We start from the raw sequence: 26,772 nt of genomic DNA, 5'->3' as shown, positions 1-26,772 counted from the left end.
CCCACCGCTTGGGGTCAGCGGCGCGCACCCCAAGAGGCCGAGGCGTGTTTGCGGGTGTAAAATTCGCCCATCAGGCCGATCATGATCAAAACGATCGACAGATACAGAGCATATTCCCAGCTTGAGTTGCGTGGGTTGTAATCCAGAAACGCATATCCGCGCGACTGATCAATACAATGAAACAGGGGGTTCCAATCAAACATGGTCAGCATGTAGGGCGGCAACGTGTTGGCCACGAACATCTTCCCCGATGCGATCATGTTGGCACGCTGATACACCGTCGAGAGAATGCCGACCGGCGTTGGGAACCAGGGCTTAATGGCCAGAACAATCATGCCAATGGCCGCGCCCGAAAACCAGGCCAACAAGATCATCGCCAAACCGCCAATGGGATCGTGGATTTCTTTTAGAACACCGGGGGCAAAGGCCACATCATAGACAAACAGAACCGCAAACAGCGACAAAAGCTGAATATAGAGCGTGCTGACCATGGCCGAGGCAATCGCAATCGCCGTGTTCATCGGCGCGTGCTGCATCATCGGGCTGGCGGGTCCTTCAGACCCCGACACCGCGCCCAAAGTCTTGGAATGGGTCATATACAGGAAGATCCCGGTCATAATGTAGACCATAAAATCTCCGCGCAGCGCCGTGCCGCGAAGACCCAGAATCTGGAACATCACATAGAAGGCCATCACAAAGACGACGGTCTGAAGCATGTTCATAAAAATCGCCATAAAGGCGTTGCCGTGCGATTTGCGCACTGAGCGGACCGAATTATGGTAGATAAGCTCAGCAATATAGATCGCGGAACTCAGCCGTGACCGAGGTGTGGTAATCTGAAACATGGGTCGCTGCTCCGATACGCGGCCTGTATTATGGCATTCTTGCCCTTCTTGTTGATTGCCACCATAAGACCCAAAGGCTTTCAAATCAATAAAACCCGCAGGTTTGCGGGAAGGAGCATTTTTCGTGGACTATTCTGATCTGACAACAGTGATCCGCAAGCTGGCCCTAGAGGCCGGTGACAAGATCATGGAGATTTACAACGCAGATGATTTCGACGTCAAAGTGAAGTCCGATGACAGCCCCGTCACAGAAGCTGATGAAGCAGCCGATGCGCTGATCTCGGCCGGATTGCGCGCAGCCTTTCCTGATGTCGCGTTGGTGACTGAGGAGCAAGCGGACAGCCACGGGGTTGATGCAAAAACCTTTTTGATCGTTGACCCGCTGGACGGCACCAAAGAATTCATCAAGCGCCGCGGCGATTTTACGGTGAATATTGCCTTGGTCGAAGATGGTGTGCCTGTGCGCGGTGTGGTCTATGCCCCGGCCCGCGAACGGATGTTCTACACCTTGGCCGATGGCTCTACTGTCGAAGAAATGGGCCCGTTCAACAAAGACACCCCCGGCGAGACCAAGCCGATTTCGGTGAGCACGCCGGATAACTCGGCGCTGATGCTTGTGGCCTCAAAGTCGCACCGCGATCAGGCGACCGAAGATTACATCGCCAAATATGCCACCAAAGACAGCAAAAGCGCCGGTTCTTCCTTGAAGTTCTGCCTTGTTGCCACAGGTGAGGCAGATCTTTACCCACGCGTTGGTCGCACCATGGAATGGGACACCGCCGCAGGTCAGGCCGTCTTGCATGGCGCTGGTGGCAAGGTGGTGCGTTTCGACGATCACAGCCCTCTGGTCTATGGCAAAGACGGGTTCGCCAACCCGTTCTTTATCGCCTACGCACCGGGTGTTGAGCTGAAAAAGGCCTGATCCATGGCCCTGCCCGTCAGCGTGGTGGTCGTCAGCCGGGGCCGCCCTTTGGCCTTGGCACACTGCCTGACAGGATTGGCGCAACTGGACTATGCGCCGTTTGAAGTGATTGTTGTGGCGTGCCCGGATGGGCAGGCCATCACCCGCGCCCGCGCCGATGCCGATAAGATCAAGCTGGTCGCATATGATGAGCCAAATATCTCGGCGGCCCGCAATTTGGGCATTGAACAGGCCGCGGGCGATATTGTCGCGTTTATCGACGATGATGCTGTTCCCGAACCTTTGTGGCTCACACATTTATGCGCCCCTTTTGAAACACCCGATATCGCGGCATCTGGGGGCTATGTCATTGGCCGAAATGGTATTTCTTTTCAATGGAAAGCGCGAACCGTCGACAATACCGGAACCGCCTCTTCCCTGATCCTCCAAGACATGACCCCGGCCGTTCCGGTGGTCTCCGCCGGCCAGACCGTCAAGACCGAAGGCACCAATATGGCGTTTCGCCGTACGGTCTTGGCCGAGCAAGGCGGCTTTGACCCCGGATTTCATTTCTACCTTGATGAAACCGACCTGAACATGCGGATTGCCCAAGCTGGGTTCAAAACCGCAATTGTTCCATTGGCCCAGGTGCATCACGGTTTTGCAGAAAGTGAACGGCGCAACGCCGCGCGTGTTCCCAAAGATCTGACCCAGATCGGGGCGTCTCAGCGCTTGTTCTTGCGTAAATACTGCCCGCAGGCGGATCAGGAACGGGCATGGATTGCCTTTTGCGAAGAACAGCGCCTGAGGCTCTTTCGCTTTGCCAAAAACCGGCAATTAAACGCCGATCAGATCCGAAATTTGCTACGCGAACTGCAAGATGGCGGTGCCGAAGGGCAGAGACGGGACTGCATCAATTTACCGCCCATTTCGGCTGCAAAATCGGCTTTTCTTGCATTTAGCGGACGACCAAACGCACCACGCCGCGTGCTTGCCGGGCGAATTTGGCAAGCCCGAAAACTGCGCCGAGAGGCGGCGAAAATGGTCAAAGACGGCGCGATTGTCAGCCTGTTTATTTTTCGCCCAAGCCCCCGTTTTCACAAGGTTTATTTCCGAGAAGGTGGCTATTGGGAGCAATTCGGCGGGCTGTTTGGGCGCAGCGATCGAGATCAGCCATTTTGGCGCTATCGGCGGTTTTCCAATCGTGTCAATGAGGAGCTGGCTCGCGTCAAAGGGGTGCGCGGTTAAAATTTAGTCATAAACAAGCGTTAAGCAGCATAACTACAACGAATTCGAAACAATCATTAGATATCGCTCTGGGTACATCACAAATTGGTGGATACCACCAAAGTCACATGCGATAACCGAGCCAAAGTGTAATTTTAGGAGTAGACCGATGCGCAAGAAGGTCACGAAAGCCATTTTTCCAGTCGCAGGTATGGGAACACGCTTTTTGCCCGCGACAAAATCGGTACCCAAGGAAATTATGACCTTGGTTGACCGCCCATTGGTACAATATGCAATTGACGAAGCCCGCGCCGCAGGCATCAAAGAATTTATATTTGTGACCTCACGCGGCAAAGGCGCGCTGGAAGATTACTTTGACCACGCGCCGCAGCTTGAACAAGAGCTGCGCAAAAAGGGCAAAGACGATCTTCTCGACACCCTTAAATCAACCAATATGGATAGCGGCGAAATCGCCTATATTCGCCAGCACCGGGCGCTTGGACTGGGTCACGCCGTGTGGTGTGCCCGTCGGTTGATCCACAACGAACCCTTTGCGGTTATGTTGCCCGACGATGTGATTGCAGCGGAAAAACCCTGCTTGCAGCAAATGGTTGAAGCCTACGAAGAAACCGGTGGCAATATGGTTGCCGCGATGGAAGTTCCTGCTGAAAAGGCATCAAGCTATGGTGTTTTGGATGTCGAAGAAGACATGGGCAGCATTGTCAAAGTCAAAGGCATGGTTGAAAAACCCGCCGCAGGAAAAGCCCCGTCCAACCTCGCTGTGATCGGCCGTTATATCCTGTCGCCAGACGTCTTCCGTCATTTGAACAAAATCAAATCGGGCGCAGGCGGTGAAATCCAACTGACCGATGCGATTGCCCGCGAAATCAGCGATGGCAGCGGCGTTTATGGATACCGTTTCCGGGGCCAGCGTTTCGATTGCGGCTCAAAAAGTGGTTTCTTGCAGGCAACCGTCTCCTTTGGCCTGTCCCGCGATGATCTGAAAGACGATCTCGAAGGGTACTTGCACGAGATTATGGCCGCTCGCAAAGCGGCGGAATAATCAACGTGACGCATGTGCTTGTGACAGGTGGGGCTGGCTATATTGGCAGCCACGCCTGCAAAGCGTTGAAGGCCGCTGGTTTTACGCCCGTGACGTTTGACAATCTGTGTACCGGCTGGAAAGACGCGGTCAAATTTGGGCCGTTCGAACAGGGTGACCTCAAAGACCGCGCCCGTCTCGACGAGGTCTTTGCCAAATGGCAGCCCGTCGCCGTGATGCATTTTGCCGCCCTGAGCCAAGTTGGCGAAGCGATGGCTCAACCGGGTATGTATTGGCGCAACAACGTCGAAGGATCGCTCACCCTGATCGAAGCCGCGGTCGATGCGGGGTGTTTGGATTTTGTGTTCTCTTCGACCTGCGCAACCTATGGCGAGCATGACAATGTTGTGCTGGATGAAAACACCCCACAAGAACCGCTAAATGCCTATGGCGCGTCCAAACGGGCGGTGGAAAACATCTTGCGTGACTTTGAAGCCGCGCATGGGCTGCGCCATGTGATTTTCCGCTATTTCAATGTGGCCGGTGCCGATCCCGAGGGGGAGGTGGGCGAACATCATCGCCCCGAAACCCATCTGATACCTGTCATGCTCGAAGCCATTGATGGCAAACGTCCGGCGCTGACGGTGCATGGCACTGATTACGACACGCCCGACGGCACCTGCATTCGCGACTATGTGCATGTTTGCGATCTGGTCGATGCACATATTCTGGGCTTGAAGTGGCTTCAGGATGGTCGTGGCAGCCAAGTATTCAACCTTGGAACCGGCAGCGGATTTTCGGTGCGCGAAGTGATCGACTCTGCGGGCACTGTGACCAATCTCGAAGTGCCCTGCTCGGACGGGCCACGCAGAGCGGGCGATGCAACCAAGCTTGTCTCCGGCTCAACCCGCGCTGGAGAAGAACTCGGCTGGTCCCCGGATCGCTCAACTATGGCGCAGATGATTGCCGATGCCTGGCGTTGGCACAAAAATGGCCATTACGACGCATAACCCCCCAACACGGCTGCTTGACCTCACAAGGTTGATCAGCCGTGCAGGGCGCGCGATGACGGGGGTGGACCGCGTTGAATTTGCCTATCTTGAGCGGTTGCTGGGAGAAGGGCCGCTCTTTGGTCTGATTCGCAGCTCGTTTGGCTACATTTTGCTTGATCAAGAAGGGTGCCAACACGTTCGGGACCGGATGATTGATGGCGCATGGGGGCCACCAGATCGGCTCGCGAAACTGCGCAAGGGGCTGGACCCAACACGCGCGCGGGCCGAGGCGTATTTGCGCCGTATCTGCTTGGATCGTTGCTTGCCGATGCGCCTGTCACGCATGCTAAGCCGACATCTGCCCATAGGCGTTCACTATCTGAATATCGGTCATTCCAACCTGTCCGAACGGGTCATATCCGCGCTGCGATTGCGCAAGTCACGGATCGCAGTCATGGTACACGACACGATCCCTTTGGACTTTCCACAATACCAGCGACCGGACACAACTGACCGGTTTCGTGCATTTTTTGACAGGGTTTGTCGGCGCGCGGATCTCATTCTATGCAACTCGTATCAAACGGCTGATGACATGGCCCGACACGCCAAGGGCGCGCTGCCCGAGATCGCGGTTGCTCACCTTGGGGTGCCGGTTCCGAAAACGGGAACCGCGCCATCAGGTGCCTGGACCAAACCGTATTTCGTCAGCCTCAGCACCATTGAACCCCGCAAAAACCACGCGCTTTTGCTGGATATTTGGCCTCAAGTACTTGACGCTCACCTGATCATCTGCGGGCATCGCGGCTGGGAAAACCATGATGTTTTCGCAAAGCTGGACGCCAAGCCAAGCCGCGTTCATGAATTGAACGATCTACCCGACGATCAGTTGTTTGCTTTGTTGCAAGGGTCAGCGGGCCTGTTGTTTCCCAGCTTTGCCGAAGGATATGGCCTGCCTCCCATCGAGGCCGCCGCCCTGCACGTGCCTGTACTATGCAACGATCTCCCCATCTACCGAGAAATAATGGGAAATATTCCCGTTTACGCAGACGCTTCTGACAGGTATCTTTGGCAAACAACAATAATACAGATGGCAGAGGCACATCGAACAGGCTTAGGTGGTACTCCGGCGTTTATTCCTCCCTCTTGGGATGAGCATTTCAAGACCGTCTTAACCTTGATCTGATAGCTGCCATCTAAAACGAGTGGCCGGGAACCGGCTTGGACAAGGGCAGACGATTGGGCGCATGGCAGTCATACCGGCTTCGGGTTCAGCGAAAACGCTGGCGCATACGGGCGTTTCGCAAACGTCGTGACTTGCGCCCTGTTGCCAATCGCACCGCCGATATTGCCCCATCTGACATCCTCCTGTTTTCGACCCAACGCAACGAGGGCGTGCGACTGCCTTGGTTCCTGAAATACTATCGGGATATGGGGGTGAACCACTTTTTCTTTGTCGACAATGACAGCACGGATGGCTCGCTCGATTATCTTGCAAAACAGCCAGATGTGTCTGTCTGGACAACCCAAGCCAGTTACAAACGGTCCCGCTTTGGGGTTGATTGGCTGAATTGGTTGGCGATGAAATACGCCCATGATCACTGGACACTGACCGTCGACCCGGACGAGCTGTTTTTATACCCGTTTTGTGACACGCGGCCACTTCGCGCTCTGACCGACTGGCTGGATGCGTCTTCGATCAAATCCTTTAGTGCGATGTTGCTGGATATGTACCCGAAAGGGCGCATTGATGCGCAGCCATACCATGCGGGGCAAAACCCGCTTGAGATCGCATCTTGGTTCGATTCCGGGAATTACACCGTCGAAAAGAACAAGCAATTTGGTAATTTGTGGATTCAAGGCGGGCCACGGGCGCGGATGTTCTTTCAGGACAGCCCGAAACTTGCCCCTGCCCTCAACAAGATTCCGCTGGTGAAATGGAACCGCCAATACGCCTATGTCAGCTCCACCCACAACCTGCTGCCGCGTGGCCTCAATCAGGTTTACGATGAATGGGGGGGCGAAAAGGCGAGCGGGATCCTGCTCCATACCAAGTTTCTCGACACCTTTGCCGCCAAAGCCGAAGAAGAGTTGGCGCGCAATCAGCATTACGGGGCAAGCCGCGAATACATTGCCTATGCAGACGGCGTAAAAGACAACCCGGATTTGTGGTGCAAATGGTCTGAAAAATACATCAACTGGCGACAACTTGAGATTTTGGGGCTCATGTCCAAAGGAAACTGGGCATGAGCGTCGGGATCATCATGCTCGTGCACACCGCATTGGACCGCGCCGAAGAAGTGGCACGCCATTGGACGCGGGGCGGTTGCCCGGTGGTGATCCATGTCGACAAAATGGTTCCCCGCGAAACCTATGACGGCTTTGTCGCGCGCCTGTCGGACGTGCCAACGGTCTTGTTTTCCAAAAGGCATCGGTGCGAATGGGGCACCTGGGGTTTGGTCGCGGCGTCGCAAGATGCCTCCGAACTCATGCTGGCAAACTTCGAACATGTGCGGCATGTTTACCTGTCTTCCGGGTCATGCCTCCCCCTTCGGCCGGTCGAAGAGCTGGTGGATTATCTCGGACAACGTCCCCGCACGGATTTTATCGAAAGCGCCACAACCGCAGATGTTCCCTGGACCGTCGGCGGGCTGGATCAGGAACGCTTTACGATGCATTTCCCATTCAGCTGGCGCAAGAACCGGTATTTATTTGACAAACTTGTCGAATTTCAACGCGCTCTTGGATACCGACGCCGCATTCCGGGCGGCCTTGTACCCCATATGGGGAGCCAATGGTGGTGCCTGACCCGTCAAACGCTCTCGGCGATCCTACAAGATCCAGAGCGCGAGCGGTTTGACAACTACTTTCGTCACGTTTGGATTCCCGATGAAAGCTACTTCCAAACGCTATCACGGTTGTATTCGACAAATATCGAAAGCCGGTCTTTGACCCTGTCCAAGTTCGACTTCCAAGGCAAGCCACACATCTTCTACGACGATCACCTGCAGCTCCTGAGGCGGTCCGATTGCTTTGTAGCACGTAAAATCTGGCCAGAAGCGGCCCGGCTTTACGATGCCTTTTTGACAGATCCGAACGGGGCCATGTCCTATCAGGAGCCAAATCCCGGCAAGATTGACCGCATCTTTGCCAAGGCCGTTGACCGTCGAACGCGCGGCCGTCCGGGACTGTTCATGCAAAGCCGCTTCCCCAATTTGGGCTGGGAAAACGGCGTCACGGCGGGACGTTACTCCGTGTTTCAGGGCTTTGCAGAACTGTTCCAAGATTTCGAAAGTTGGCTTAGCCGAGCCACTGGTGCACAGGTGCACGGCCATCTCTACGGACCAGATGGCGCTGAGTTTTCTGGCGGCCAGACGGTTATCAACGGCGCTCTGTCAAACAACGCAAAGCTGCGTGATGCAAACCCGCGAGCGTTTTTGACAAATCTGCTTTGGAACACCCGTGGAGAACGGCAATGTTTCCAATATGGCCCACATGACAACCCCAAAATCAACTGGCACATATCCCGGGACCCCAATGCCCAAATCAGTGTTGTCTCAGGGGCTTGGGCGGTTCCGCTCTTTAAATCGAATGCAAATTTCGCCGAAATTCGTGCCGAAGCTGCAGCGCTTCAGAAGATCGAAAGCAAGATGCTTAATGAGTTGCGCAGCCCCGACGTCAAAGCGCGGGTGCGCATCTGGACGATGGCAGAATTTATTGAGGCACCGATGGAACCCCTTCAGGTGATTATCGACGAAATCGGTCAAAAGAGCCTGCGCCGTTTGGCAGAGGCCCCCCGGCTGGAAGATCTCACTGGATTTGGTCAGTTCTTGCAAAACTTGAAGAACCAAGGGATGCATCCGTATCTGATGGGGGATTTCCCTGTCGACCCGGCTCCGCGCAACTTGCCCGGTGGTCATCGCAAACCCTACTTGATCAAGAAATAGGCCTATTGAATGTCTGATCGTTTCGATTGTTTCGTTGTGTTTGCAGAAATGCGCACCGGGTCCAATTTTCTTGAGGCCAACCTGAACACGTTTGAGGGCATCAGTTGCTACGGCGAAGCTTTCAACCCACATTTCATCGGTTATCCCAATTCCGAAGACATTCTGGGTATTTCACAAAAAGAGCGTGATGTTGACCCGCTGCGCCTTTTGGATCAAATCCGCACGGCCAACCCCGATGAAATTGGCGGTTTTCGCTATTTTCATGAACACGATCCACGCATTCTTGACACCGTTCTAAGTGACCCGAAAATTGCCAAAGTCGTTCTGACCCGAAATCCGGTAGACAGCTATGTCAGTTGGAAGATTGCACAGGCCACAGGCCAGTGGAAGCTGACCAACGTGAAATCGCGAAAAGACGCCAAGGCCCAATTCGACGCAGATGAATTCGAACAGCATTTGGCAGACTTGCAGGGGTTTCAGGTCGACATAATGAACAGCCTGCAACGCAGTGCCCAAACCGCCTTTTATGTTGCCTACGAAGACCTGCAAGACGTTGAAATTATGAATGGCTTGGCGCGTTGGCTAGGGGCCACGTCGCAGCTTGACGGGCTCAACACGCATCTCAAACGGCAAAACCCACAACCGGTTTCCGAAAAAGTTACAAATTTTGAGGACATGGAGCAGTCCCTGTCGCGGCTCGATCGGTTTAACCTGACCCGGACCCCCACGTTCGAACCGCGTCGGGGCCCGGTGGTTCCGTCCTATATTGGCGGGGCGAAAACACCGCTGCTTTACATGCCAATCCGTTCAGGCCCTGAGGCTTCGGTCCGCAAATGGCTATGCGATTTGGATGGCGTAGACGAGAATGCGCTGGACAAAAATTTCAAGCAAAACACTCTGCGGGGCTGGAAGCGCCAGCGACCGGGACATCGCAGTTTCACGGTGATCCGCCATCCTTTGGCGCGGGCACATGAGGCCTTCTGCTCCAAAATATTGACCACAGAAAAAGGCAGTTTTGCAGGTATTCGCAAAACCTTGCGCCGCGCGCATAACCTGCCCATTCCTGAGGGTGAGCCGGGAGATGACTATACTCTCGAAGCACACCGGACCGCCTTTACAGCCTATCTGGCCTGGGTCAAAGCCAACCTGGCGGGTCAAACCGGCGTCCGCGTTGATGGTCACTGGGCAAGCCAAGCGCAATGCTTACAGGGGATGGCCGATTTCACGCTCCCTGATATGATCATTCGTGAAGATGAAATGAGCCTGTATCTGCCGGCCCTCGCGATGCAAGTAGGCCATGCCGCACCAATTGAGCCGCAACCATATCCCAACAAAGCCCCGTTTTCACTGACCCAAATATATGACGACCAGATCGAGAGCCTTGCCCGCGACGCTTACGCACGGGACTATGTGATGTTTGGTTTTGATAACTGGGCCTGAAATGCAAATCGCCTGATGGCCAAGCGCTCAGCTTGGCAGACGACCGCAAAACATGCGGGCGCTTGATTGCTTTGCTTAAGCGGCTTTGACGGACTCTGTTTCAGTCAAAATCGTGTAAAGCGTCGCAGGGTCGAGATTGGCCCGCAATTTGGCGCATAGGCTGGATTCGCGCAAATTCCGCGACACCAATGCCAAGGCTTTTAAATGCTCGACACCCGCATCTTCGGGGGCAAACAAGGCAAACGCCAAATCCACCGGCTGACGGTCAACTGAGTCGAAATCCACCGGTTTCTCGAGCACCAAAAAGGCTCCGACAACCGAATCCAGCCCGGAAATACGAGCATGTGGCAAGGCAACACCCTGCCCGACACCTGTTGGGCCAAGCGTTTCACGCTCCATCAAGGCATCAACAATCTGTTGAACCGGCAAACCATAAGCCGAGGCCGCCAGTTCGGCGACCTCGTGCATGAGCCGTTTCTTACTTGATGCCGCAGAAATAGATTTAACGGCCTCAGGCTTGATGAGATCAGCGAATTTCATAGTCTACCTGTATCAAAAGCGCTTATCTCGACGGCTCGGCTTATGGATCAATCCAACCGATATTGCCGTCCTCACGTCGATACACGACGTTTACGCCATCCTTTTTTTCGTTGCGGAACACCAGAACCGGCGCGCCTGCCAATTCCATCTGCATCACGGCTTCACCCACGGTGAGCGAGGGGATCTTTGTCTCCATCTCGGCCACAATAATGGGCTGCAGCGACTCAGGCTCTTGTGCTTCCGAATCCGTATCGCTGGCGAGGATATACGAGGATGCCCCGGAGATTTCAACGGGCTCTGTCCGATCTTTGTGATGGTCTTTCAACCGGCGCTTGTACCGCCGCAGCTGCTTATCAAGTTTTTCACCGCAAGCATCAAAGGCTGCATAGATTTCGGTGGCATGTGCTTTGGCAGCGGCCGTCAGGCCAGTGGACAGGTGCACAGTGGTTTCGCAAACAAATTCATGTGCGCTTTTGGAGAATATGACATTCGCATCCGTTGGCCTTTGCGAGTATTTTTGAAGCACAGCCCCCAGTTCTTCTTTCACGTGGGTTTGCAGCGCGTCGCCTATATCGATGTGCATTCCCGTGATCTGATAGCGCATATTACATCCTTTTTGTTTTTGGCAAGCAACACGATAGACGCAGGCCAAGGCCTACCAATCGAACAGTCGCTTTTCAGGAAAGACACTTGGTTGAGGATTGTCAAAACCCGTCCCCTAAAACGGAAACATTGATCAGACAAACATGCAGCAAACCAAAATGCCATAACCCATTTGACGGTGGAAACGAGGCGAGAGTCAATGATCCCGATCAAGAAAAATCCACACAAGGTCAAACAGAGCGTCGAAGGATTGAGACAAACCGCACTCAACCAATGCGAAAGTTCTCGCCCAAATAGACGCGACGTACATTTTCGTTGCGCACGACCTCTTCGGGGGTGCCAGACATCAAAACTTGGCCGTCATGCAAGATGTAGGCTCGATCGACGATCTCAAGAGTTTCACGCACATTGTGGTCGGTGATCAGGACGCCAAGGCCTCTGGTCTTAAGATCTGCGACCAGGTGACGAATATCGCCAACACTGATCGGGTCGACACCCGCAAAAGGTTCGTCCAGCAGCAAATATTTCGGATCAGCCGCCAAACAGCGCGCAATTTCGACTCGTCGCCGTTCCCCACCAGACAGAGCCAGCGCAGGCGCACGGCGCAGGTGCTCAATAGAAAACTCACCCAACAATTCTTCAAGCCGCTCGCGGCGACGGTGCCGGTCTTTTTCGGCAATATCCAAAACCGCACCAATATTGTCCTCGACAGACAAACCGCGAAAAATCGACATTTCTTGCGGAAGATACCCAATTCCCAAACGGGCGCGGCGGTACATCGGCAGATAGGTCGCATCGCGACCATCAATCAAAACTTGCCCCCCCTCGGGGTTCACCAAGCCAGCAATTGCATAAAAGGATGTGGTTTTACCTGAGCCATTCGGGCCCAAAAGCGCGACCGCTTCGCCGCGGTTCAAGCGCAGGGAGACATCGCGGATGACGACACGTTTGGCATAGCTTTTGCGCAAATGTTCGATGACCAGCCCGGCTTGGCCGTCTGTTACTGTTAATTCGGGACCGGCCATTACTGCCCGCCCTGGTTGAGAACCGTTTTGACACGACCGGACAATTGCGCGGTGCCGGACTCAAGATTGACGGTCATCTTTTGGGACGTCAACGCGCTGGCCCCTTGGGTCAAGAGCACGTCGCCGGACATAACAACAACGCCTTTTTCCAATGAATAATCCGCACGTTGGGCCTCGGCCGCTTCGGAGCCGCTGACCATTGTCACACCGCCGGTTGCTTCCATCCGTTGGATCTTCTGCGCGGTTTGAGAATACACAACCAAAACACGAGGGGCCGCCAGGCGCATCTCACCCTGAGCAATCACAACATTACCGGTATAAAGTGCGGTGCCGTCCTTTTGATTGACTGACAGGGAATCTGCCGTGACCTCAACAGGCGCATTGGTGTCTTGGTTGCCGCCAAACGAAACCTGCGCGCCCTGAGCCATGGACATGACGGGCACAATCAACGTGATGAAGAGAAAGGCGATCAATCTGGTCATACTAAGACACTCACTTGTTTTGCGGCAGATATAGCAGTTTTACACCGCCAGTGAACAATATTTGCACATCTTCACTACCTTCAACGGTCTTGATGCGCATTTTTCCGGCGGCCAGTGTCCCCAAAGGCCCCTCGCCCTTTACGGGACCAACGCTTTCGGCGTCGATCTGATCTATGGCTGAGATTAGAGTTTCCGTTAACAGATTATAGCCTGTCGAGCTTTCAATATGAACACCGCCGTGCAGGGTGACCTTTTGTTCACCGTCCTGCAACGTCGCCAGTTCAGATTTCAACCGAAGCTCCGACCCGTCGACCATCTGCATCCGCGCAGAAACTTCTTTCGCTTCTATTTCGCCGGACGGTTTGGGCAAAGCTGAACGCGCAGTCATGGTTAACGTGTCACCGCGTGCGGTCGTCCCGGCATAATAGGGACCGCTGACCATTTCCGTCATGGTATCACCCGCACGCTGCAGCGTTTCGGCAAAGGGGATTTTGTTCACCGGGTCAGTGCTGCGCGAAAACAGGAAAATCGTCGACAACAGGCCCAGTGCCACCAAAGGCAACAGGATTTTCAACCAGGCGATAACATGGGAATAGAGCCCCTGGGCACGGGCCATGGGTTAGGCCTTTCTCTGCTCAGGCATGGGCAAAAATATCCGTATCGGACCATCCTTCGAGGTCCAATAGTGCGCGTGTTGGCAGGAAGTCAAAGCAGGCTTGCGCCAGCTGGACCCGCCCCTCGCGTTCAAGCCGAACGTTCAATACCTCACGAAGCTTGTGCAGGTGCAACACATCCGAAGCGGCATAGTCAATCTGGGCTTTGGTTAAATTCGGCGCGCCCCAATCGCTTGATTGTTGCTGCTTAGAGATATCCACCCCGATCAATTCCTGCGTCAGATTTTTCAGGCCGTGACGATCCGTATAGGTGCGAACCATCTTGCTGGCGATCTTGGTGCAATAAACCGGAGCGGTCAGCGCACCCAAGGCATTATACATCGCAGCGATGTCAAAACGCCCATAATGAAACAGCTTCAAAACGTCTGGGTTCGTTAAAATGCGCTCAAGATTTGGGGCCGATGTTTGTCCTTGAGCAATCTGAACAAGGTGCGCGTGCCCATCTCCGCCAGAAAGCTGAACAACGCACAGCCGATCGCGGCGCGGGATCAAACCCATGGTTTCGCAATCAATTGCCACAATTGGGCCCAATTCCAAATCGCCGGGCAAATCGCCCTGATAGAGGTGGTTTGTCATGGGAGCCCTTTCTTTGTGGCCGATACCGAAGCCCTTAAGACCACATATCCACCGAGAGGCAGGCTTTCAACAAGGCGACTTGGGCGGCTGCGCCACATTTCGCCGGGCCTCTGCCCAATTCGGACCAGATTCGGGCGAAATTGGGCTCAAATGTGGCAAAGTCTGGCCCCGATTCGGACATACTCCTCACGCTTTTTCGAAAATTGTAACAATCCGTGATCGTTTTCACTCGTGTTCAGATTGTCACCAAATATAACGCGTTTAGGAAGGCCTTTACGCACGCGCCTTGTTGGGCGGATCGGCTTAATCGGCCCAAACGGGCAATTCAAAGCGAAAACGGTGGTTTGTACTGTTTCCGCAATCGTCGAAATTCCCGCAATGACCGCCCCCGTATTGCCATGATTCACCGGAGGAACCGCGCAGGATCATTCGACCGTTTCCAGTCGAGATACAATAAGCCTGCAATTTTCTGATTATCGTTTCCAAGTCTTTGCATGGCCCAAAGCCCCCAAAGTGCAAGAAAAATGACGCCAAGTAGCATCAGGGCCTTGAAGAGGGGAATAATTGGGCGATGTCTTCACATGTGAAAATCGCGGCGTGACAGCCTGGACAACCCCTTAATACCACTACATATTTCAACCATAACGTGCGGATCCAAGCTGGTGTTGACGCAGAAGCGCCTCATTGTCATAACAAAGAGGTCGAGCGGATATGACAAATTCACGTCACATTTCGCACAAACCGGCACCTGGGGGTTGGTGCTTCACTTCGGGAGTAAATGGTCAGTCTGCTGCTTTAAACTGCGCCTAGATCTGTAAAACTTGAGGCGATTTCGCCGAAACCTTTCAACGTTCCGTCTGCTCGGAGCGCCGGTTGAGTTTTGCCTGATACAAGCCAGAACCGCTTCAGGTCCTGAACAAGCTTCCGTCACGATTGGCTCTAGGAGGTCAACTTGACACTGCACATTCGCCAGCCGCTGCCCACGGCAACCATTGACGCTCTGATCGACGAAGCCATCTTTGCTAAGTCAAGCACGTCCTCCTATAGCGACCATTTCAAGCGTGCACTTGATGTGACATTGGTTCTGATTTCCGCACTGCCGGTTTTGTTCTTTGTTCTGATCTTCGCAGCCTTGGTTGCTTTGGACGGCAAGTCGCCATTCTACATGCAAAAGCGCGTTGGTCAGAACGGTCGCATTTTTCGCATGTGGAAACTGCGTTCTATGGTCACCAACGCTGACGAAGCCTTGGCCAATCACCTGGCAAACGATCCTGCCGCTCGGGTTGAGTGGGACCGCTTTCAGAAACTGAGCCACGACCCGCGCATCACAAAAATCGGCCGCCTCATTCGCAAAACCTCCATCGACGAGCTTCCACAATTGCTCAACGTCCTGCGCGGCGACATGTCTTTGGTTGGCCCGCGTCCAATGATGCCTAGCCAGCAGGAAATCTACCCTGGCACCGCCTATTATGCGCTTCGCCCCGGTATCACAGGTTTCTGGCAGACTTCCGTTCGCAATGAATCGAGCTTTTCCGAGCGTGCCGCATTTGACACCGCCTACCTGCGCGAACTGTCCTTTGCCACCGACGTTAAGACGATCCTGAAGACCTTCAAGGTCGTGGCGCGCGGCACCGGCTGCTAAACCTAAGCCACCTTATATATGCAGCAAGACCAAGCCCTACCCTCGTGGTGGGGCTTTCCTTTTGTTGACCTCAAAGGCCCCGCCGCGCATGTTGCGCCAACAAAAGGAGACCCACATGCCCCCAAACATTATGTTCTTGGATCATCTGGTTTTGACGGTGACCGACGTGATCGCCACCTGCAAATTTTATGAAACGGTGCTTGGGATGCAGGCGCGCTCCTTTACTCCGAGCGATGGCTCAACCCGTTGGGCATTGAGCTTTGGGACGCAAAAGATCAATCTCCACCAAGCCGGAGCAGAGTTTGAACCCAAAGCCCAAGCCGCGACGCGGGGAAGCGCCGACCTCTGCTTTCTCTCCGATCACCCTTTGTCTGACTGGCAATCACATTTGGCGATTAGTGGGGTCAAAATAGAAGAAGGCCCCGTGCCGCGAACCGGGGCGACGGGGCCTATCATGTCTATTTATATACGAGATCCCGACGGGAACTTGATCGAGATTTCGAACCGAGTTTAGGCGCGCAGCGCTTCGGCACGCAATTTGTCCATCAAGACCTGCAGGTTTTCGACAGTGATCTCGTTGGTCAGCTTTCCGGCCTCGTCAAACTGGTTGAAAGATTGCGCCAAACCAATCTCTGGACCAATCACAAAGAGCGGCTGCGAATAGACCAGCGCTTCACGGGTCGAGACTTGGGCACGCTCACCCCCGGACCGGCCCGCAGCCGCCGAGATGATGGCAACCGGTTTCCCGGCCCACGGGTTGCCTTCAACCCGGCTCACCCAGTCAAACGCGTTTTTCAGGACACCGGGAATGGATTTGTTATATTCAGGCGTCGAAACGATAATCGCATCCGCCGCGGCAATTTGATCTGCAAGGGTTTGAACAACCAAGGGCACACCTTCAGCGCTTTCAAGATCGCCGTCATAAAGCGGAAAACGGATATCTCCGAGCGTGAATTCTGCCGCTCCGAACAGCCGCGCAGCCTCTGTTACGAATTTGGTGTTCGTTGAATCCTTGCGCAATGCGCCGCTAATACCAACGAGTTTCAGGTCTGACATTTTCGTTTCCTATCATCTTGTTACCCAAGACATAGAAAAAAGGGAACGCCACGTCTATTCGCAGCGTTCCCATATCTATCGTGCATTTCCGCACCAATGTGCGAAAAGTAACGTTAAGCGTTCGGGAGGATGACGATTTCGACCCGACGGTTTTGCGCCTTGCCTTCAGGCGTTAGGTTCGAGGCAATAGGCTGGTCTTCACCTCGGCCAATCGATTGCACACGGAACGAAGGCACACCTTCGGACAGCAGAACGTTGGCGACAGACCGCGCGCGACGCTCAGACAGGTCAAGGTTATACGAGGCATCGCCATCGCTATCGGTATGACCGATCACCTGCGCCGTGGTGTCAGGGTAAGCCAACAGGCTTTGAGCCACATCGCGCAAGTCAGCGGTCAATGTCGGACGCAATTCGGCACTGTCAGTGGCAAAGAGAATGTCTTGTGGCATCGTCACGATCAGGCGATCACCGGTGTTGCGGATGCCAACGTCATTGCCCAACTGCTGGCGCAACTCAGCCTCTTGCTTATCCAATTGGTTGCCGATCAGACCGCCAGCCGCGGCACCAACCAAAGCACCAGCAACAGTGGCGCGATTACGCTCGCCCTTATCATCACCACCAGCAAGCCGGCCTGCGATGGCCCCCATTCCGGCACCAATCAGGGCTCCGGTTTTGGCTTTGCGGTTGGGGTCAGATTCGTCAAAAACCGGACCGGTGGTACAAGCGGTCAGGCCAAGAGCGGCCACAACGGCCAGAATTACGGGGGAAGTTGCCCGGATCATAATATGCCTCTTCAGGTTATTGCCCCTATTTTGTGGGGGCTTTCGTTGCTGCTATACAATAACATGAGGGCTTGGCGCACGGGTGTCACGGGGAAATCGGCAATTTGCCGCCCAAAAGCCGGTGCTTAGGCTTCTACCCGCGCAGCCTCCCAGGCAAGGATGGCACGCTTGACAGGCAACCCCCAATGGTAACCGCCCAATCCGCCCGATTTGCGAAGAGCGCGATGACACGGAATGAGGAAACTGATCGGATTGCGGCCCACGGCGGTTCCCACCGCCCGAACGGCCTTGGGTTTGCCGATATTATTGGCAAGCTCGGAATAGCTGGTGACATGCCCCGATGGGATGCGCATCAAAGCTTCCCAAACCTTGAGCTGCATAGGCGAGCCGATCAAAAACAACGGCACTTCACCGTCTTGTTGCACCCCAAATGCCCTGTGAACCCAAGGCCGCAGAAACATTGGATCTTCGACAAAGTCAGCCTTGGGCCAGCGCGACAGTAGGTCTTCAAAGGCGGCTTCTTCGCCGCTTTCAGACGCAAAGGCGATTCCGCAGATACCCTTGGCCGTTCCTGTCACCAATGCCGGGCCAAACGGGCTTTCGAACCAGCCCCAAAAAATGGTCAGGCCAGCCCCACCTTTGGCATAATCGCCGGGGCTCATCGCTTCCCACCTGAGGAAAAGGTCATGCAAACGGCCACTGCCTGACAATCCCGTGGCATGGGCGGTTTGTAGGGTTGTAAAACGTTCGGACAGAAGGGCCTTGGCATATCCAAGGGTCAAATATTGCTGAAACCGTTTCGGAGACACCCCGGCCCACCGCGTAAAAATTCGCTGAAAATGCGCCGGGCTCATCCCCATGGCCGATGCAAGTTCATCCAGAGTGGCGTGTTCCCCCATCCCGTCGATCATTTCAATCGCACGGCGCATGACTTGGAAGTGATAACCTTCCTGAGGCAAATCTTCGGGCATCGCAGTCTCCTTGGCATCCAAAGAAAACCTAGCGATCCTGCGACAGCCATGCGACCCGGATTTTGCGGTTTCCTCAGGCGGATTGTTTTCTGCAATCTTTCTGACCGGCCAAACGCAATTTAACCAACAGGCTGGCTTGGTCAGCGGTCAGGCAAGGCCGCGCAGATTGGCCATGATAAATGCCGCGCGGCGGACAGGTGCCGGTTATCGCATCCGCCCCCAAAGAAGGCGGCGCGATATGAAGACTTTCCGACCAAATCCCGTTGGCCAAAACCACCTGATGGCGATGAAACAGCAATTGGTGGTAAACATAGTTCCGCGCGGTCAGGGCTGGCAATTTGGGGTCAGCAAGACATTTTGCGTCAACAAAAACTTCGTCTTCTCCAAAGAGTAACTGCACATCGGCACCGGCTAACAAAATTCGGTGTGCCGGTGACGTCTCGAGATAGCCATTTTTCGCCCCCATTCCAAACAGATCGGCCCGAATGCTCACAGGGGCAAACCGGGGTTTTTTACGCATCAAAAGACGCGGCAAAGTCAATCGGCCCACCCAGCGCAATGGTTGGTATCCGTGATCACGGGTCAAGATTTTGTCCCCCCGTGACAGCCGCGAAATCGGAACATCGCCATAGTCTGTGGCGACCATCGTGTCCGAACCAAAACAATGCATATCAGACAAAAACGCATAATCATCACAGGTTTCATCACGTGAATTATAAGTGCCCAAAAGCCGATAAGACACGCCCTGTTGCAACGGCGCAGTCGCGGTGTAACCGGCCAAAACCCCATCAATTTCGAGCCGATCAATGTATATGATTTCGCCTCCTGGTCCTTCGAGTTCATAATACTCGTCAAAGAACAGGCTCCGGTCTGCCGCACCAGTTGTCACTATTTGATCGTGTGCCTGATCCCTTTTCTGATCAGGCAGCTCAATTTCAAATCGATGCAGGCGCGGGTCAAAATCCGGGCGCACGCCCCAAGAATTGCTTCGCGGGGTATAGATGATGGCCTCGGTCGTGTAAGCGATTTGCGTTGGCATGCCGCTCTTTCAAATAATTTAGCGTGTCCTTCTTCGCATAATGGCGTTTCGATGTGATTAACCGCGACGTCGCGGGCCTTGCGCCTGCGGGCCAAAGACGGGCATACCGCGCATATGGCCAAGCAGATGAATTACCAAACCCTGCGCGAAATCTTTACGCGCTTTCAGGACGGCGAACCCGAACCAAAGGGCGAGCTTAATCACACCAATGCCTATACGCTGGTTGTCGCCGTGGCGCTGTCTGCGCAGGCGACCGATTCAGGGGTCAACAAAGCGACCGAAAAGCTATTTCAGATCGCAGACACACCACAAAAGATGCTCGATCTTGGCGAAGACGGTGTGATTGAGCATATCAAAACCATTGGTCTTTTCCGTCAAAAAGCCAAAAACGTCATCAAAACAGCGCGCATTCTGGTCGAACAATTCGGCGGCGAGGTGCCCAATTCACGCGCCGCGCTCGAAAGCCTGCCCGGTGTTGGCCGCAAGACCGCCAATGTGGTGTTGAACATGTGGTGGGGCCATCCCGCACAAGCCGTCGACACCCATATTTTCCGGGTCGGAAATCGCTCGGGCATCTGCCCGGGAAAAGACGTGGTCGCCGTTGAACGCGCCATCGAAGACCATATTCCCGTTGATTTTCAAAACCATGCGCATCACTGGCTGATTTTGCATGGCCGTTATATTTGTGTGGCACGTAAACCAAAATGCAAGGCCTGCCACATAAACGACCTATGCCAATTCGAGGATAAGACCGAATGAAAAAGTACCAAGTCGTCGGCATCGGGAATGCCGTTGTTGATGTGTTGACCCGATCCGAGGACACGTTTCTTGACCTGATGGGCATTCAAAAAGGCATTATGCAATTGGTCGAACGCGACCGCGCTGAAACGCTCTATGCCGCGATGTCGGACCGCGTCGAGGCGCCCGGCGGATCCGTTGCCAACACGTTGGCAGGCATCGGTAATTTGGGCCTGCCCACCGCGTTTATCGGGCGTGTTCATGACGATGCTTTGGGGCATTTCTATGCTGATGCGATGGTCAAGGGCGGCACCGATTTTGTAAATGCGCCAAGCAAGGATGGTGAATTGCCAACCTCGCGGTCAATGATCTTTGTGTCCCCCGATGGGGAGCGGTCGATGAACACATATCTGGGCACCTCTGCCGAACTCGGCCCCGACGATGTCTCTGATGACGTGACCCACCAGGCCGAAATCATTTTCCTCGAAGGGTATCTCTTTGACAAGGACAAGGGCAAAGATGCCTTTTTGCGTGCCGCGCGGACCTGCCGAGCCGCGGGTGGCAAAGCGGGCATCGCCATTTCAGACCCTTTTTGCGTTGAACGTCACCGCGAAGATTTCCTCAAACTGATTGCCAACGAAATGGATTTCGTCATCGGCAACGAAGAGGAAATTCGCTCTCTTTATCAAGATGATAGCCTTGAAAAGGACCTTGCGCGCGTCGCTGAGGTTTGCCCATTGGTAGTATGCACCCGCTCTGGTGACGGGGTGACGATCATTCACAACGGCACACGATACGACATTCCAGTCACCAAAGTTGTCCCCGTCGATGCCACCGGTGCCGGGGATCAATTTGCCGCTGGCTTCCTTTATGGATTGGCATCAGGCGCGGATATGGAAACCGCTGGGAAAATGGGCTGCGTTTGCGCGGCCGAGGTGATCAGCCACATGGGACCGCGCCCAGAAGCAAATATGCAAGCCCTGTTCCGCCAAAACGGACTGATCGGCTAAACGACATACTACACCGTTTATCAGAGCGGGCAGTCTGGCAACAGGCCGCCCGCTTTTGGTGTCCATCTGATCCAGCGTGCCCGGCATGGCACGCAATGCCGATCAGTGCGCCTCTGCCCAATTTGCCCCCTGTCCGGCATCTACCACCAAGGGCAAGTCAAGCTTGACCACGGGGTCAGCCGCGCCTTCCATGACCGACTTGGCAGTGGCAATCAGGTCGTCAACCGCGCTTTCTTCGACTTCGAACAGCAATTCATCATGCACCTGCAACAGCATTTTTGCCGGCAGGTTTTCAATTGCGTCCGGCATGCGGATCATGGCGCGGCGGATAATATCTGCGGCGGTACCTTGGATCGGGGCGTTGATCGCGGCGCGTTTGGCAAACCCGGCGCGCGGGCCTTTGGCGGCGATTTCAGGTGTATGGATCACCCGACCAAACAGGGTTTCAACCCGCAGGTTTTCTTTCGCAAATTCAACCGTTTCATCCATATAGCGACGAATGCCCGGAAAACGTTCGAAGTAGCGATCAATAAAGCCCTGCGCCTCGCTACGCGGAATGCGCAGGTTTCGCGCGAGCCCAAAACCTGAAATTCCATAGATCACGCCAAAGTTGATAGCTTTGGCTTGCCGACGAATGTCGGGCGTCATCTCATCCAGCGGCACGTTAAACATCTCGGACGCGGTCATGGCGTGAATATCATGGCCTTGTTTGAATGCATCTTTAAGCGCATCAATACCTGCCATTTGCGCCAGAACACGCAATTCGATCTGGCTATAGTCCAGCGAAACCAACACCTTGCCCTCGGGCGCGACAAAAGCTTCGCGGATGCGGCGGCCATCTTCGGTACGCACCGGGATGTTTTGCAGATTTGGATCAGTCGACGCCAAACGACCGGTATTTGCCCCAGCAATCGAATAGGATGTGTGGACACGGCCGGTGTCAGGGTGAATATGTTCCTGCAAGGCATCCGTGTAGGTCGATTTCAACTTCTGCAACTGCCGGTAGTCTAGCACACGGGCGGCAAAATCATGCTCCGTTGCCAAGTCTTCGAGAACATCCGCCGGGGTCGACCACTGACCCGTTTTGGTTTTCTTGCCGCCTTCAAGCGCCATTTCTTCAAAAAGAATCGCCCCGACCTGCGCCGGGCTTTGCACGTTGAACTCTCGACCGGCCAATTCGTACAATTCGGCCTCAAAACCAGCCATTTTCTGCGCGAACGCGTTGGACATGCGCGACAAGACATCACGATCAACCGCGATCCCGTCCATCTCCATCTTGGCCAAAACAGGGACCAGCGGACGCTCCAACGTTTCGTAGACACGCGTGACGGACGAGCGGTGCAAAAGCGGTTTGAACAATTCCCACAGGCGCAGCGTAATGTCGGCATCTTCGGCCGCATATTTCACCGCATCAGCAACCGGGACCTTGTCAAAGGTGATGGCGCTTTTTCCCGTCCCCAGCAGTGATTTGATCGGGATTGGCGTGTGGTCCAGATAACGATCAGACAGCGCGTCCATGCCGTGGTTGTGAAGCCCACCATGCAAGGCATAACTGAGCAACATTGTGTCATCAATTGGAGCAATATCAATACCATAGCGTTTGAATACCTTGGCATCATATTTCATATTCTGACCGATTTTGATCACGCTTGGATCTTCGAGCAACGGCTTGATTGCGTCCAGCGCAGCCTGCAGCGGAATCTGCCCTTCGGCCAACTCATCAGTGCCAAATAAATCATCCGCCGCCGAGGCGCGGTGCGTCAACGGGATGTAGCACGCCTCTCCTGCTGTGACACAGAGCGAGATCCCAACCAAATCACAGAGCATTTCATCAAGGCCCGTTGTTTCGGTATCTACCGCGATCCAGCCGGTTTCGCGCGCCTTGTCGACCCATTTCGCCAAGGCTTCAAGATCGCTCACACACTCGTATTTTTCCGGGTCGATCGGGGCTTGTTCGGGGCGAGGCGCATCCTCGGCGACAGGCGCATCAGCAATGACCGGCGCATCAGCCCCCAAGGACGCGGCCATACGTTTGGTCATGGTGCGGAATTCCATTTCCGCCAAGAATCCAAGCAACGTATCTGCCTCAGGCGCTTTGACCTCCATCTCGGAAATGGTGAAATCGAGATCCATTTCACAGTCGAGCTGAACCAGTCGCTTTGACAACTCAATCTGATCACGTTTGTCGATCAAGGTCTGGCGTCGTTTGGGCTGTTTGATCTCTTCGGCACGATCCAATAGCTCTTCGAGAGAGCCATATTCATTGATCAACAACGCAGCCGTTTTGATACCAATTCCCGGTGCGCCAGGCACGTTGTCAACGCTATCACCGGCCAGCGCCTGCACATCGACAACGCGTTCTGGCGCGACACCGAATTTTTCATGCACTCCGTCGCGGTCGATGCGCTTGTTCTTCATCGGATCGAGCATTTCGACCCCGTCACCGACCAATTGCATCAAGTCTTTGTCGGAGGACACAATCGTCACCCGGCCACCAGCTTCGCGCCCCTGACAGGCCAGTGTCGCCATGATGTCGTCGGCTTCAAACCCTTCAACCTCGTAGCAGGCGATATTAAAAGCCCGCGTCGCATCTCGCGTCAGTGGAAATTGCGGGCGCAAGTCCTCGGGGGCGGGCGGACGGTTGGCCTTGTACAGGTCATACATATCGTTGCGAAACGATTTCCCGGAGTGGTCAAAAATAACCGCGACATGGGTGGGCGCATCGGGGCCCGACTGCCCTTCGGCATATTTCTGCAACATGTTGCAAAAGCCAGCGACGGCTCCGACGGGCAGACCATCTGACTTACGCGTCAGTGGCGGCAGCGCGTGGTAAGCCCGAAAAATAAAGGCCGATCCATCGATCAGATGCAGATGGCACCCTTTGCCAAATTCGCTCGCCATAGCGCTTACCCCTTGTTCCGCGTTCCACCTAGGTAGTGCCATGTTGTTGGCAATTCTGCCAGCCGATGTTTGCGCCAGCGCCCCGGTTTCTTGCGCAAAAAACCGGGGGCTCAGGCTGCGGTGTTAGTGTTGCGGTTTAACAAAGGTTCCGTTGCGCAGATCAGCCATGGCTTGCTGCAACTCGGCTTGGGTATTCATCACAATTGGCCCATGCCAGGCCACGGGCTCTTGGATTGGTCGTCCAGCGATCAGCAAAAACCGCACGCCTTCTGGCCCAGCTTGAACAGTGACCTCGTCGCCATTTCCAAAGCGCACCAACGTACGGTTTCCGGTCAAGTCGCGAATGTTAAGCTCTTGCCCTGCAACCTCTTTTTCAACACGCACCCCGATTGGATCAGCGGCGTCAGAAAACCGGCCAGCGCCCGCAAACACATAGGCAAACGCATTAGACCGGGTGTCGACCGGCAGGGACTTGCGTACCCCCGGCGGCACAGAAACATCTAAATACAAAGGATCTGCAGCAATCCCATCAACCGGGCCACGCTTGCCCCAAAACTGACCCGTGACAACTTTGACCCGCGTGCCGTCATCGTCAATAATCTCAGGTACATCAGAGCCTTGGATGTCTTGATAACGCGGGGCGGTCATCTTGAGAGACGCGGGTAAATTGGCCCAAAGTTGAAAGCCATGCATCTGCCCCGTCACATTTCCGCGGGGCATTTCCTGATGCATGATACCAGACCCAGCAGTCATCCATTGCACCGAACCTGCGCCCAGAACTCCACGATTGCCAAGACTATCACCGTGTTCAACCTCACCTTCCAAGACATAGGTGATGGTCTCGATGCCGCGATGGGGGTGCCACGGGAACCCCTTTTCATACAAGCGCGGGTCATCGTTGCGAAAATCGTCCATCATCAGGAACGGATCGGTTTCATTGGGATCACCAAAACCGAACACGCGGTGCAAATGCACGCCGGCCCCCTCCATTGCAGGACGGGCGATATTTGTTGCAGTTACAGGACGAAAGGTCATCACAACTCTCCTTACGGTTCGTTTAAAACCATAAGCAGCATGCATCTATTCGCCAATATCAGACCAGCGCACAGGAGTGGTGCGCAGGATTGGCGGGAAGAGAGGCCTGTTTAGACTTTGCCTTCAAAATCTTTGTGCACGAATTTGCAATCGCAATAGGGGCATTCAACCCAGCCATGCTCGGTCGGCATCTGTAGCCAAACGCGCGGATGGCCAAGAGCCCCCTCGCCACCATCACAGGCCACGCGGAATTTATCCACAATCTTTGTCTCGGGTGCCTGAATCGTCATGGCTTGGTTCCCTTTTCTCGAACACTGGCGTAACAGCCTTATGAGCCAACCAAGCCGCAGGAGCAAGCACGCGCAATGACACAGGACGCGATCCGCATCAGCAATCTGCAAAAGACGTACGAAGGTGGTAAACAAGCCCTTAAAGGAATTGATCTAACTGTACCGGCTGGCTCGATCTTTGGCTTGCTTGGGCCCAACGGTGCCGGCAAATCGACTCTGATCAATATTTTGGCCGGTTTGGTGGTGAAGTCGGCAGGTAAGGCCGAAATCTGGGGATGGGATCAGGATCAAAACCCACGCCAATCACGCGCGGCCATTGGCGTCATGCCGCAGGAATTGAACCTCGACCCGTTCTTTTCGCCCTTTGGCGCATTGGAAGTGCAAGCCGGGCTGTACGGTGTGCCAAAATCGCATCGCCGCAGCGACGAGATTTTGGAGATGGTTGGGTTAACCGACAAACGCGACGCCTATGCGCGTACCCTGTCAGGCGGTATGCGTCGCCGTTTGCTTTTGGCTAAGGCGCTGGTGCACCACCCGCAAATCTTAGTTTTGGATGAACCGACCGCAGGTGTCGATATTCAACTGCGCCAAATGCTGTGGGAAAACATCCGCAAGCTGAACCAAGAACGCGGCATGACCATCATTCTCACCACCCATTACCTCGAAGAAGCTGAGGAAATGTGTGACGAGATTGCAATCATCGACCAAGGCAGTTTGGTTGTGAGGGACAGCACCGCAAACCTGCTCGGCCAGCTCGACGCCAAAACGATGTTGATCACTCCCGAACACGTGCCGGAATCACTTCCGACTGGCGAAGGGCTAAATGTTGAGACCCGACCAGACGGATCCTTTGCCGTGAATTACAATGCCAAACAAACCCGCGCCGAAGACGTTCTGAACGCGGTTCATTCCGCCGGTATTCGTATCCGCGACGTGCGGACCGAACAGGCCGACTTGCAGGATGTGTTTTTGTCTCTGACCAAACATCAATAAAAAACGCCTGACCGGTTTTCCGTC

The 26,772-nt window shown here is 54.5% G+C and carries 27 protein-coding genes; 13 read left to right on the top strand and 14 right to left on the bottom strand.

The window, feature by feature from the left end; all coding sequences use genetic code 11:
- Positions 1 to 14: 14 nt before the first annotated feature.
- Positions 15 to 845 carry an ABC transporter permease gene (locus ACRBB0_RS00730; protein ID WP_431372468.1) on the bottom strand — a complete coding sequence of 277 codons (831 nt, stop codon included), beginning with the start codon at positions 843 to 845 and terminating at the stop codon, positions 15 to 17.
- 124 nt (positions 846 to 969) lie between these two features.
- Here ACRBB0_RS00730 and cysQ point away from each other — a divergent pair, with 124 nt between their 5' ends.
- From cysQ to ACRBB0_RS00690, 8 genes are all read left to right on the top strand, one after another.
- Positions 970 to 1,767: a 3'(2'),5'-bisphosphate nucleotidase CysQ gene (gene cysQ / locus ACRBB0_RS00725; protein WP_431372467.1), complete on the top strand. Its 798-nt coding sequence runs from the start codon at positions 970 to 972 to the stop codon at positions 1,765 to 1,767.
- 3 nt (positions 1,768 to 1,770) lie between these two features.
- Positions 1,771 to 2,994: a glycosyltransferase family 2 protein gene (locus ACRBB0_RS00720; protein ID WP_431372466.1), complete on the top strand. Its 1,224-nt coding sequence runs from the start codon at positions 1,771 to 1,773 to the stop codon at positions 2,992 to 2,994.
- Between the two features lie 148 nt (positions 2,995 to 3,142).
- Entirely contained in the window at positions 3,143 to 4,036 is an 894-nt protein-coding gene (gene galU, locus ACRBB0_RS00715; protein ID WP_431372465.1) for a UTP--glucose-1-phosphate uridylyltransferase GalU, read from the top strand.
- A gap of 5 nt (positions 4,037 to 4,041) precedes the next feature.
- Positions 4,042 to 5,025: a UDP-glucose 4-epimerase GalE gene (gene galE, locus ACRBB0_RS00710; protein WP_431372464.1), complete on the top strand. Its 984-nt coding sequence runs from the start codon at positions 4,042 to 4,044 to the stop codon at positions 5,023 to 5,025.
- Positions 5,006 to 6,190: a glycosyltransferase family 4 protein gene (locus ACRBB0_RS00705; protein WP_431372463.1), complete on the top strand. Its 1,185-nt coding sequence runs from the start codon at positions 5,006 to 5,008 to the stop codon at positions 6,188 to 6,190. The genes galE and ACRBB0_RS00705 overlap by 20 nt, the downstream gene beginning before the upstream one ends.
- Before the next feature lie 53 nt (positions 6,191 to 6,243).
- Entirely contained in the window at positions 6,244 to 7,254 is a 1,011-nt protein-coding gene (locus ACRBB0_RS00700; protein WP_431372588.1) for a glycosyltransferase family 2 protein, read from the top strand.
- The gene (locus tag ACRBB0_RS00695) at positions 7,251 to 8,951 is read left to right on the top strand and encodes a beta-1,6-N-acetylglucosaminyltransferase (protein ID WP_431372462.1); all 1,701 of its coding nucleotides are present in this window, start codon (positions 7,251 to 7,253) and stop codon (positions 8,949 to 8,951) included. Before ACRBB0_RS00700 ends, ACRBB0_RS00695 begins: the two co-directional genes overlap by 4 nt.
- 9 nt (positions 8,952 to 8,960) lie before the next feature.
- Positions 8,961 to 10,391 carry a nodulation protein NodH gene (locus tag ACRBB0_RS00690; protein ID WP_431372461.1) on the top strand — a complete coding sequence of 477 codons (1,431 nt, stop codon included), beginning with the start codon at positions 8,961 to 8,963 and terminating at the stop codon, positions 10,389 to 10,391.
- A 75-nt stretch (positions 10,392 to 10,466) separates the two neighbouring features.
- On the opposite strand, the gene ACRBB0_RS00685 is transcribed toward ACRBB0_RS00690, so the two are convergent.
- The 6 genes from ACRBB0_RS00685 to ACRBB0_RS00660 form a co-directional block, all read right to left on the bottom strand.
- Positions 10,467 to 10,931 (bottom strand): PTS sugar transporter subunit IIA, encoded by a 465-nt coding sequence (locus ACRBB0_RS00685; protein ID WP_431372460.1) that lies wholly within the window; start codon positions 10,929 to 10,931, stop codon positions 10,467 to 10,469.
- Between the two features lie 40 nt (positions 10,932 to 10,971).
- A complete protein-coding gene (gene hpf, locus ACRBB0_RS00680; RefSeq protein WP_431372459.1) occupies positions 10,972 to 11,535 on the bottom strand; it encodes a ribosome hibernation-promoting factor, HPF/YfiA family in 564 nt (187 codons plus the stop codon).
- Positions 11,536 to 11,800: 265 nt separating this feature from the next.
- Complete coding sequence (gene lptB, locus ACRBB0_RS00675) at positions 11,801 to 12,559, bottom strand: LPS export ABC transporter ATP-binding protein (protein WP_431372458.1); 759 nt, start codon at positions 12,557 to 12,559, stop codon at positions 11,801 to 11,803.
- Positions 12,559 to 13,041 (bottom strand): lipopolysaccharide transport periplasmic protein LptA, encoded by a 483-nt coding sequence (gene lptA / locus ACRBB0_RS00670; protein WP_431372457.1) that lies wholly within the window; start codon positions 13,039 to 13,041, stop codon positions 12,559 to 12,561. The genes lptB and lptA overlap by 1 nt, the downstream gene beginning before the upstream one ends.
- A gap of 10 nt (positions 13,042 to 13,051) precedes the next feature.
- Positions 13,052 to 13,657, bottom strand: coding sequence for an LPS export ABC transporter periplasmic protein LptC (gene lptC, locus ACRBB0_RS00665; RefSeq protein WP_431372456.1), 606 nt, complete (start codon positions 13,655 to 13,657; stop codon positions 13,052 to 13,054).
- A gap of 19 nt (positions 13,658 to 13,676) precedes the next feature.
- Entirely contained in the window at positions 13,677 to 14,291 is a 615-nt protein-coding gene (locus ACRBB0_RS00660; RefSeq protein ID WP_431372455.1) for a ribonuclease D, read from the bottom strand.
- Positions 14,292 to 15,243: 952 nt separating this feature from the next.
- On the opposite strand from ACRBB0_RS00660, the gene ACRBB0_RS00655 reads away from it, so the two are divergent.
- Positions 15,244 to 15,933: a sugar transferase gene (locus ACRBB0_RS00655; protein WP_431372454.1), complete on the top strand. Its 690-nt coding sequence runs from the start codon at positions 15,244 to 15,246 to the stop codon at positions 15,931 to 15,933.
- Positions 15,934 to 16,048: 115 nt separating this feature from the next.
- The gene (locus tag ACRBB0_RS00650) at positions 16,049 to 16,447 is read left to right on the top strand and encodes a VOC family protein (RefSeq protein ID WP_431372453.1); all 399 of its coding nucleotides are present in this window, start codon (positions 16,049 to 16,051) and stop codon (positions 16,445 to 16,447) included.
- On the opposite strand, the gene ACRBB0_RS00645 is transcribed toward ACRBB0_RS00650, so the two are convergent.
- The 4 genes from ACRBB0_RS00645 to ACRBB0_RS00630 all read right to left on the bottom strand — a co-directional run bounded on the left by ACRBB0_RS00645 (position 16,444) and on the right by ACRBB0_RS00630 (position 19,781).
- Positions 16,444 to 16,989, bottom strand: coding sequence for an NADPH-dependent FMN reductase (locus tag ACRBB0_RS00645; RefSeq protein WP_431372452.1), 546 nt, complete (start codon positions 16,987 to 16,989; stop codon positions 16,444 to 16,446). The genes ACRBB0_RS00650 and ACRBB0_RS00645 overlap by 4 nt on opposite strands.
- Positions 16,990 to 17,102: 113 nt before the next feature.
- Positions 17,103 to 17,771 carry an OmpA family protein gene (locus ACRBB0_RS00640; protein ID WP_431372451.1) on the bottom strand — a complete coding sequence of 223 codons (669 nt, stop codon included), beginning with the start codon at positions 17,769 to 17,771 and terminating at the stop codon, positions 17,103 to 17,105.
- Between the two features lie 125 nt (positions 17,772 to 17,896).
- On the bottom strand, positions 17,897 to 18,742 hold the full coding sequence (locus tag ACRBB0_RS00635) for a methylated-DNA--[protein]-cysteine S-methyltransferase (RefSeq protein WP_431372450.1): 846 nt from the start codon (positions 18,740 to 18,742) through the stop codon (positions 17,897 to 17,899).
- Between the two features lie 73 nt (positions 18,743 to 18,815).
- Entirely contained in the window at positions 18,816 to 19,781 is a 966-nt protein-coding gene (locus ACRBB0_RS00630) for a Hint domain-containing protein (protein ID WP_431372449.1), read from the bottom strand.
- A gap of 114 nt (positions 19,782 to 19,895) precedes the next feature.
- Here ACRBB0_RS00630 and nth point away from each other — a divergent pair, with 114 nt between their 5' ends.
- Positions 19,896 to 20,540: an endonuclease III gene (gene nth / locus ACRBB0_RS00625; RefSeq protein WP_431372448.1), complete on the top strand. Its 645-nt coding sequence runs from the start codon at positions 19,896 to 19,898 to the stop codon at positions 20,538 to 20,540.
- On the top strand, positions 20,537 to 21,529 hold the full coding sequence (locus ACRBB0_RS00620; RefSeq protein WP_431372447.1) for an adenosine kinase: 993 nt from the start codon (positions 20,537 to 20,539) through the stop codon (positions 21,527 to 21,529). Before nth ends, ACRBB0_RS00620 begins: the two co-directional genes overlap by 4 nt.
- 102 nt (positions 21,530 to 21,631) lie before the next feature.
- Here the strand turns inward: ACRBB0_RS00620 and polA are convergent, their stop codons facing one another.
- The 3 genes from polA to ACRBB0_RS00605 form a co-directional block, all read right to left on the bottom strand.
- Positions 21,632 to 24,430 (bottom strand): DNA polymerase I, encoded by a 2,799-nt coding sequence (polA, locus tag ACRBB0_RS00615; protein ID WP_431372446.1) that lies wholly within the window; start codon positions 24,428 to 24,430, stop codon positions 21,632 to 21,634.
- A 123-nt stretch (positions 24,431 to 24,553) separates the two neighbouring features.
- A complete protein-coding gene (locus ACRBB0_RS00610; RefSeq protein WP_431372445.1) occupies positions 24,554 to 25,465 on the bottom strand; it encodes a pirin family protein in 912 nt (303 codons plus the stop codon).
- A 110-nt stretch (positions 25,466 to 25,575) separates the two neighbouring features.
- The gene (locus ACRBB0_RS00605) at positions 25,576 to 25,755 is read right to left on the bottom strand and encodes a zinc-finger domain-containing protein (RefSeq protein ID WP_431372444.1); all 180 of its coding nucleotides are present in this window, start codon (positions 25,753 to 25,755) and stop codon (positions 25,576 to 25,578) included.
- A gap of 75 nt (positions 25,756 to 25,830) precedes the next feature.
- Between ACRBB0_RS00605 and ACRBB0_RS00600 the strand changes: the two genes are divergently transcribed.
- The gene (locus ACRBB0_RS00600) at positions 25,831 to 26,748 is read left to right on the top strand and encodes an ABC transporter ATP-binding protein (protein ID WP_431372443.1); all 918 of its coding nucleotides are present in this window, start codon (positions 25,831 to 25,833) and stop codon (positions 26,746 to 26,748) included.
- The last annotated feature ends 24 nt before the right edge of the window (positions 26,749 to 26,772 follow it).

Source organism: Pelagimonas sp., from assembly GCF_050633425.1.
Taxonomy (GTDB): domain Bacteria; phylum Pseudomonadota; class Alphaproteobacteria; order Rhodobacterales; family Rhodobacteraceae; genus Pelagimonas.
This window is presented reverse-complemented; position numbering and strand designations above follow the sequence as displayed.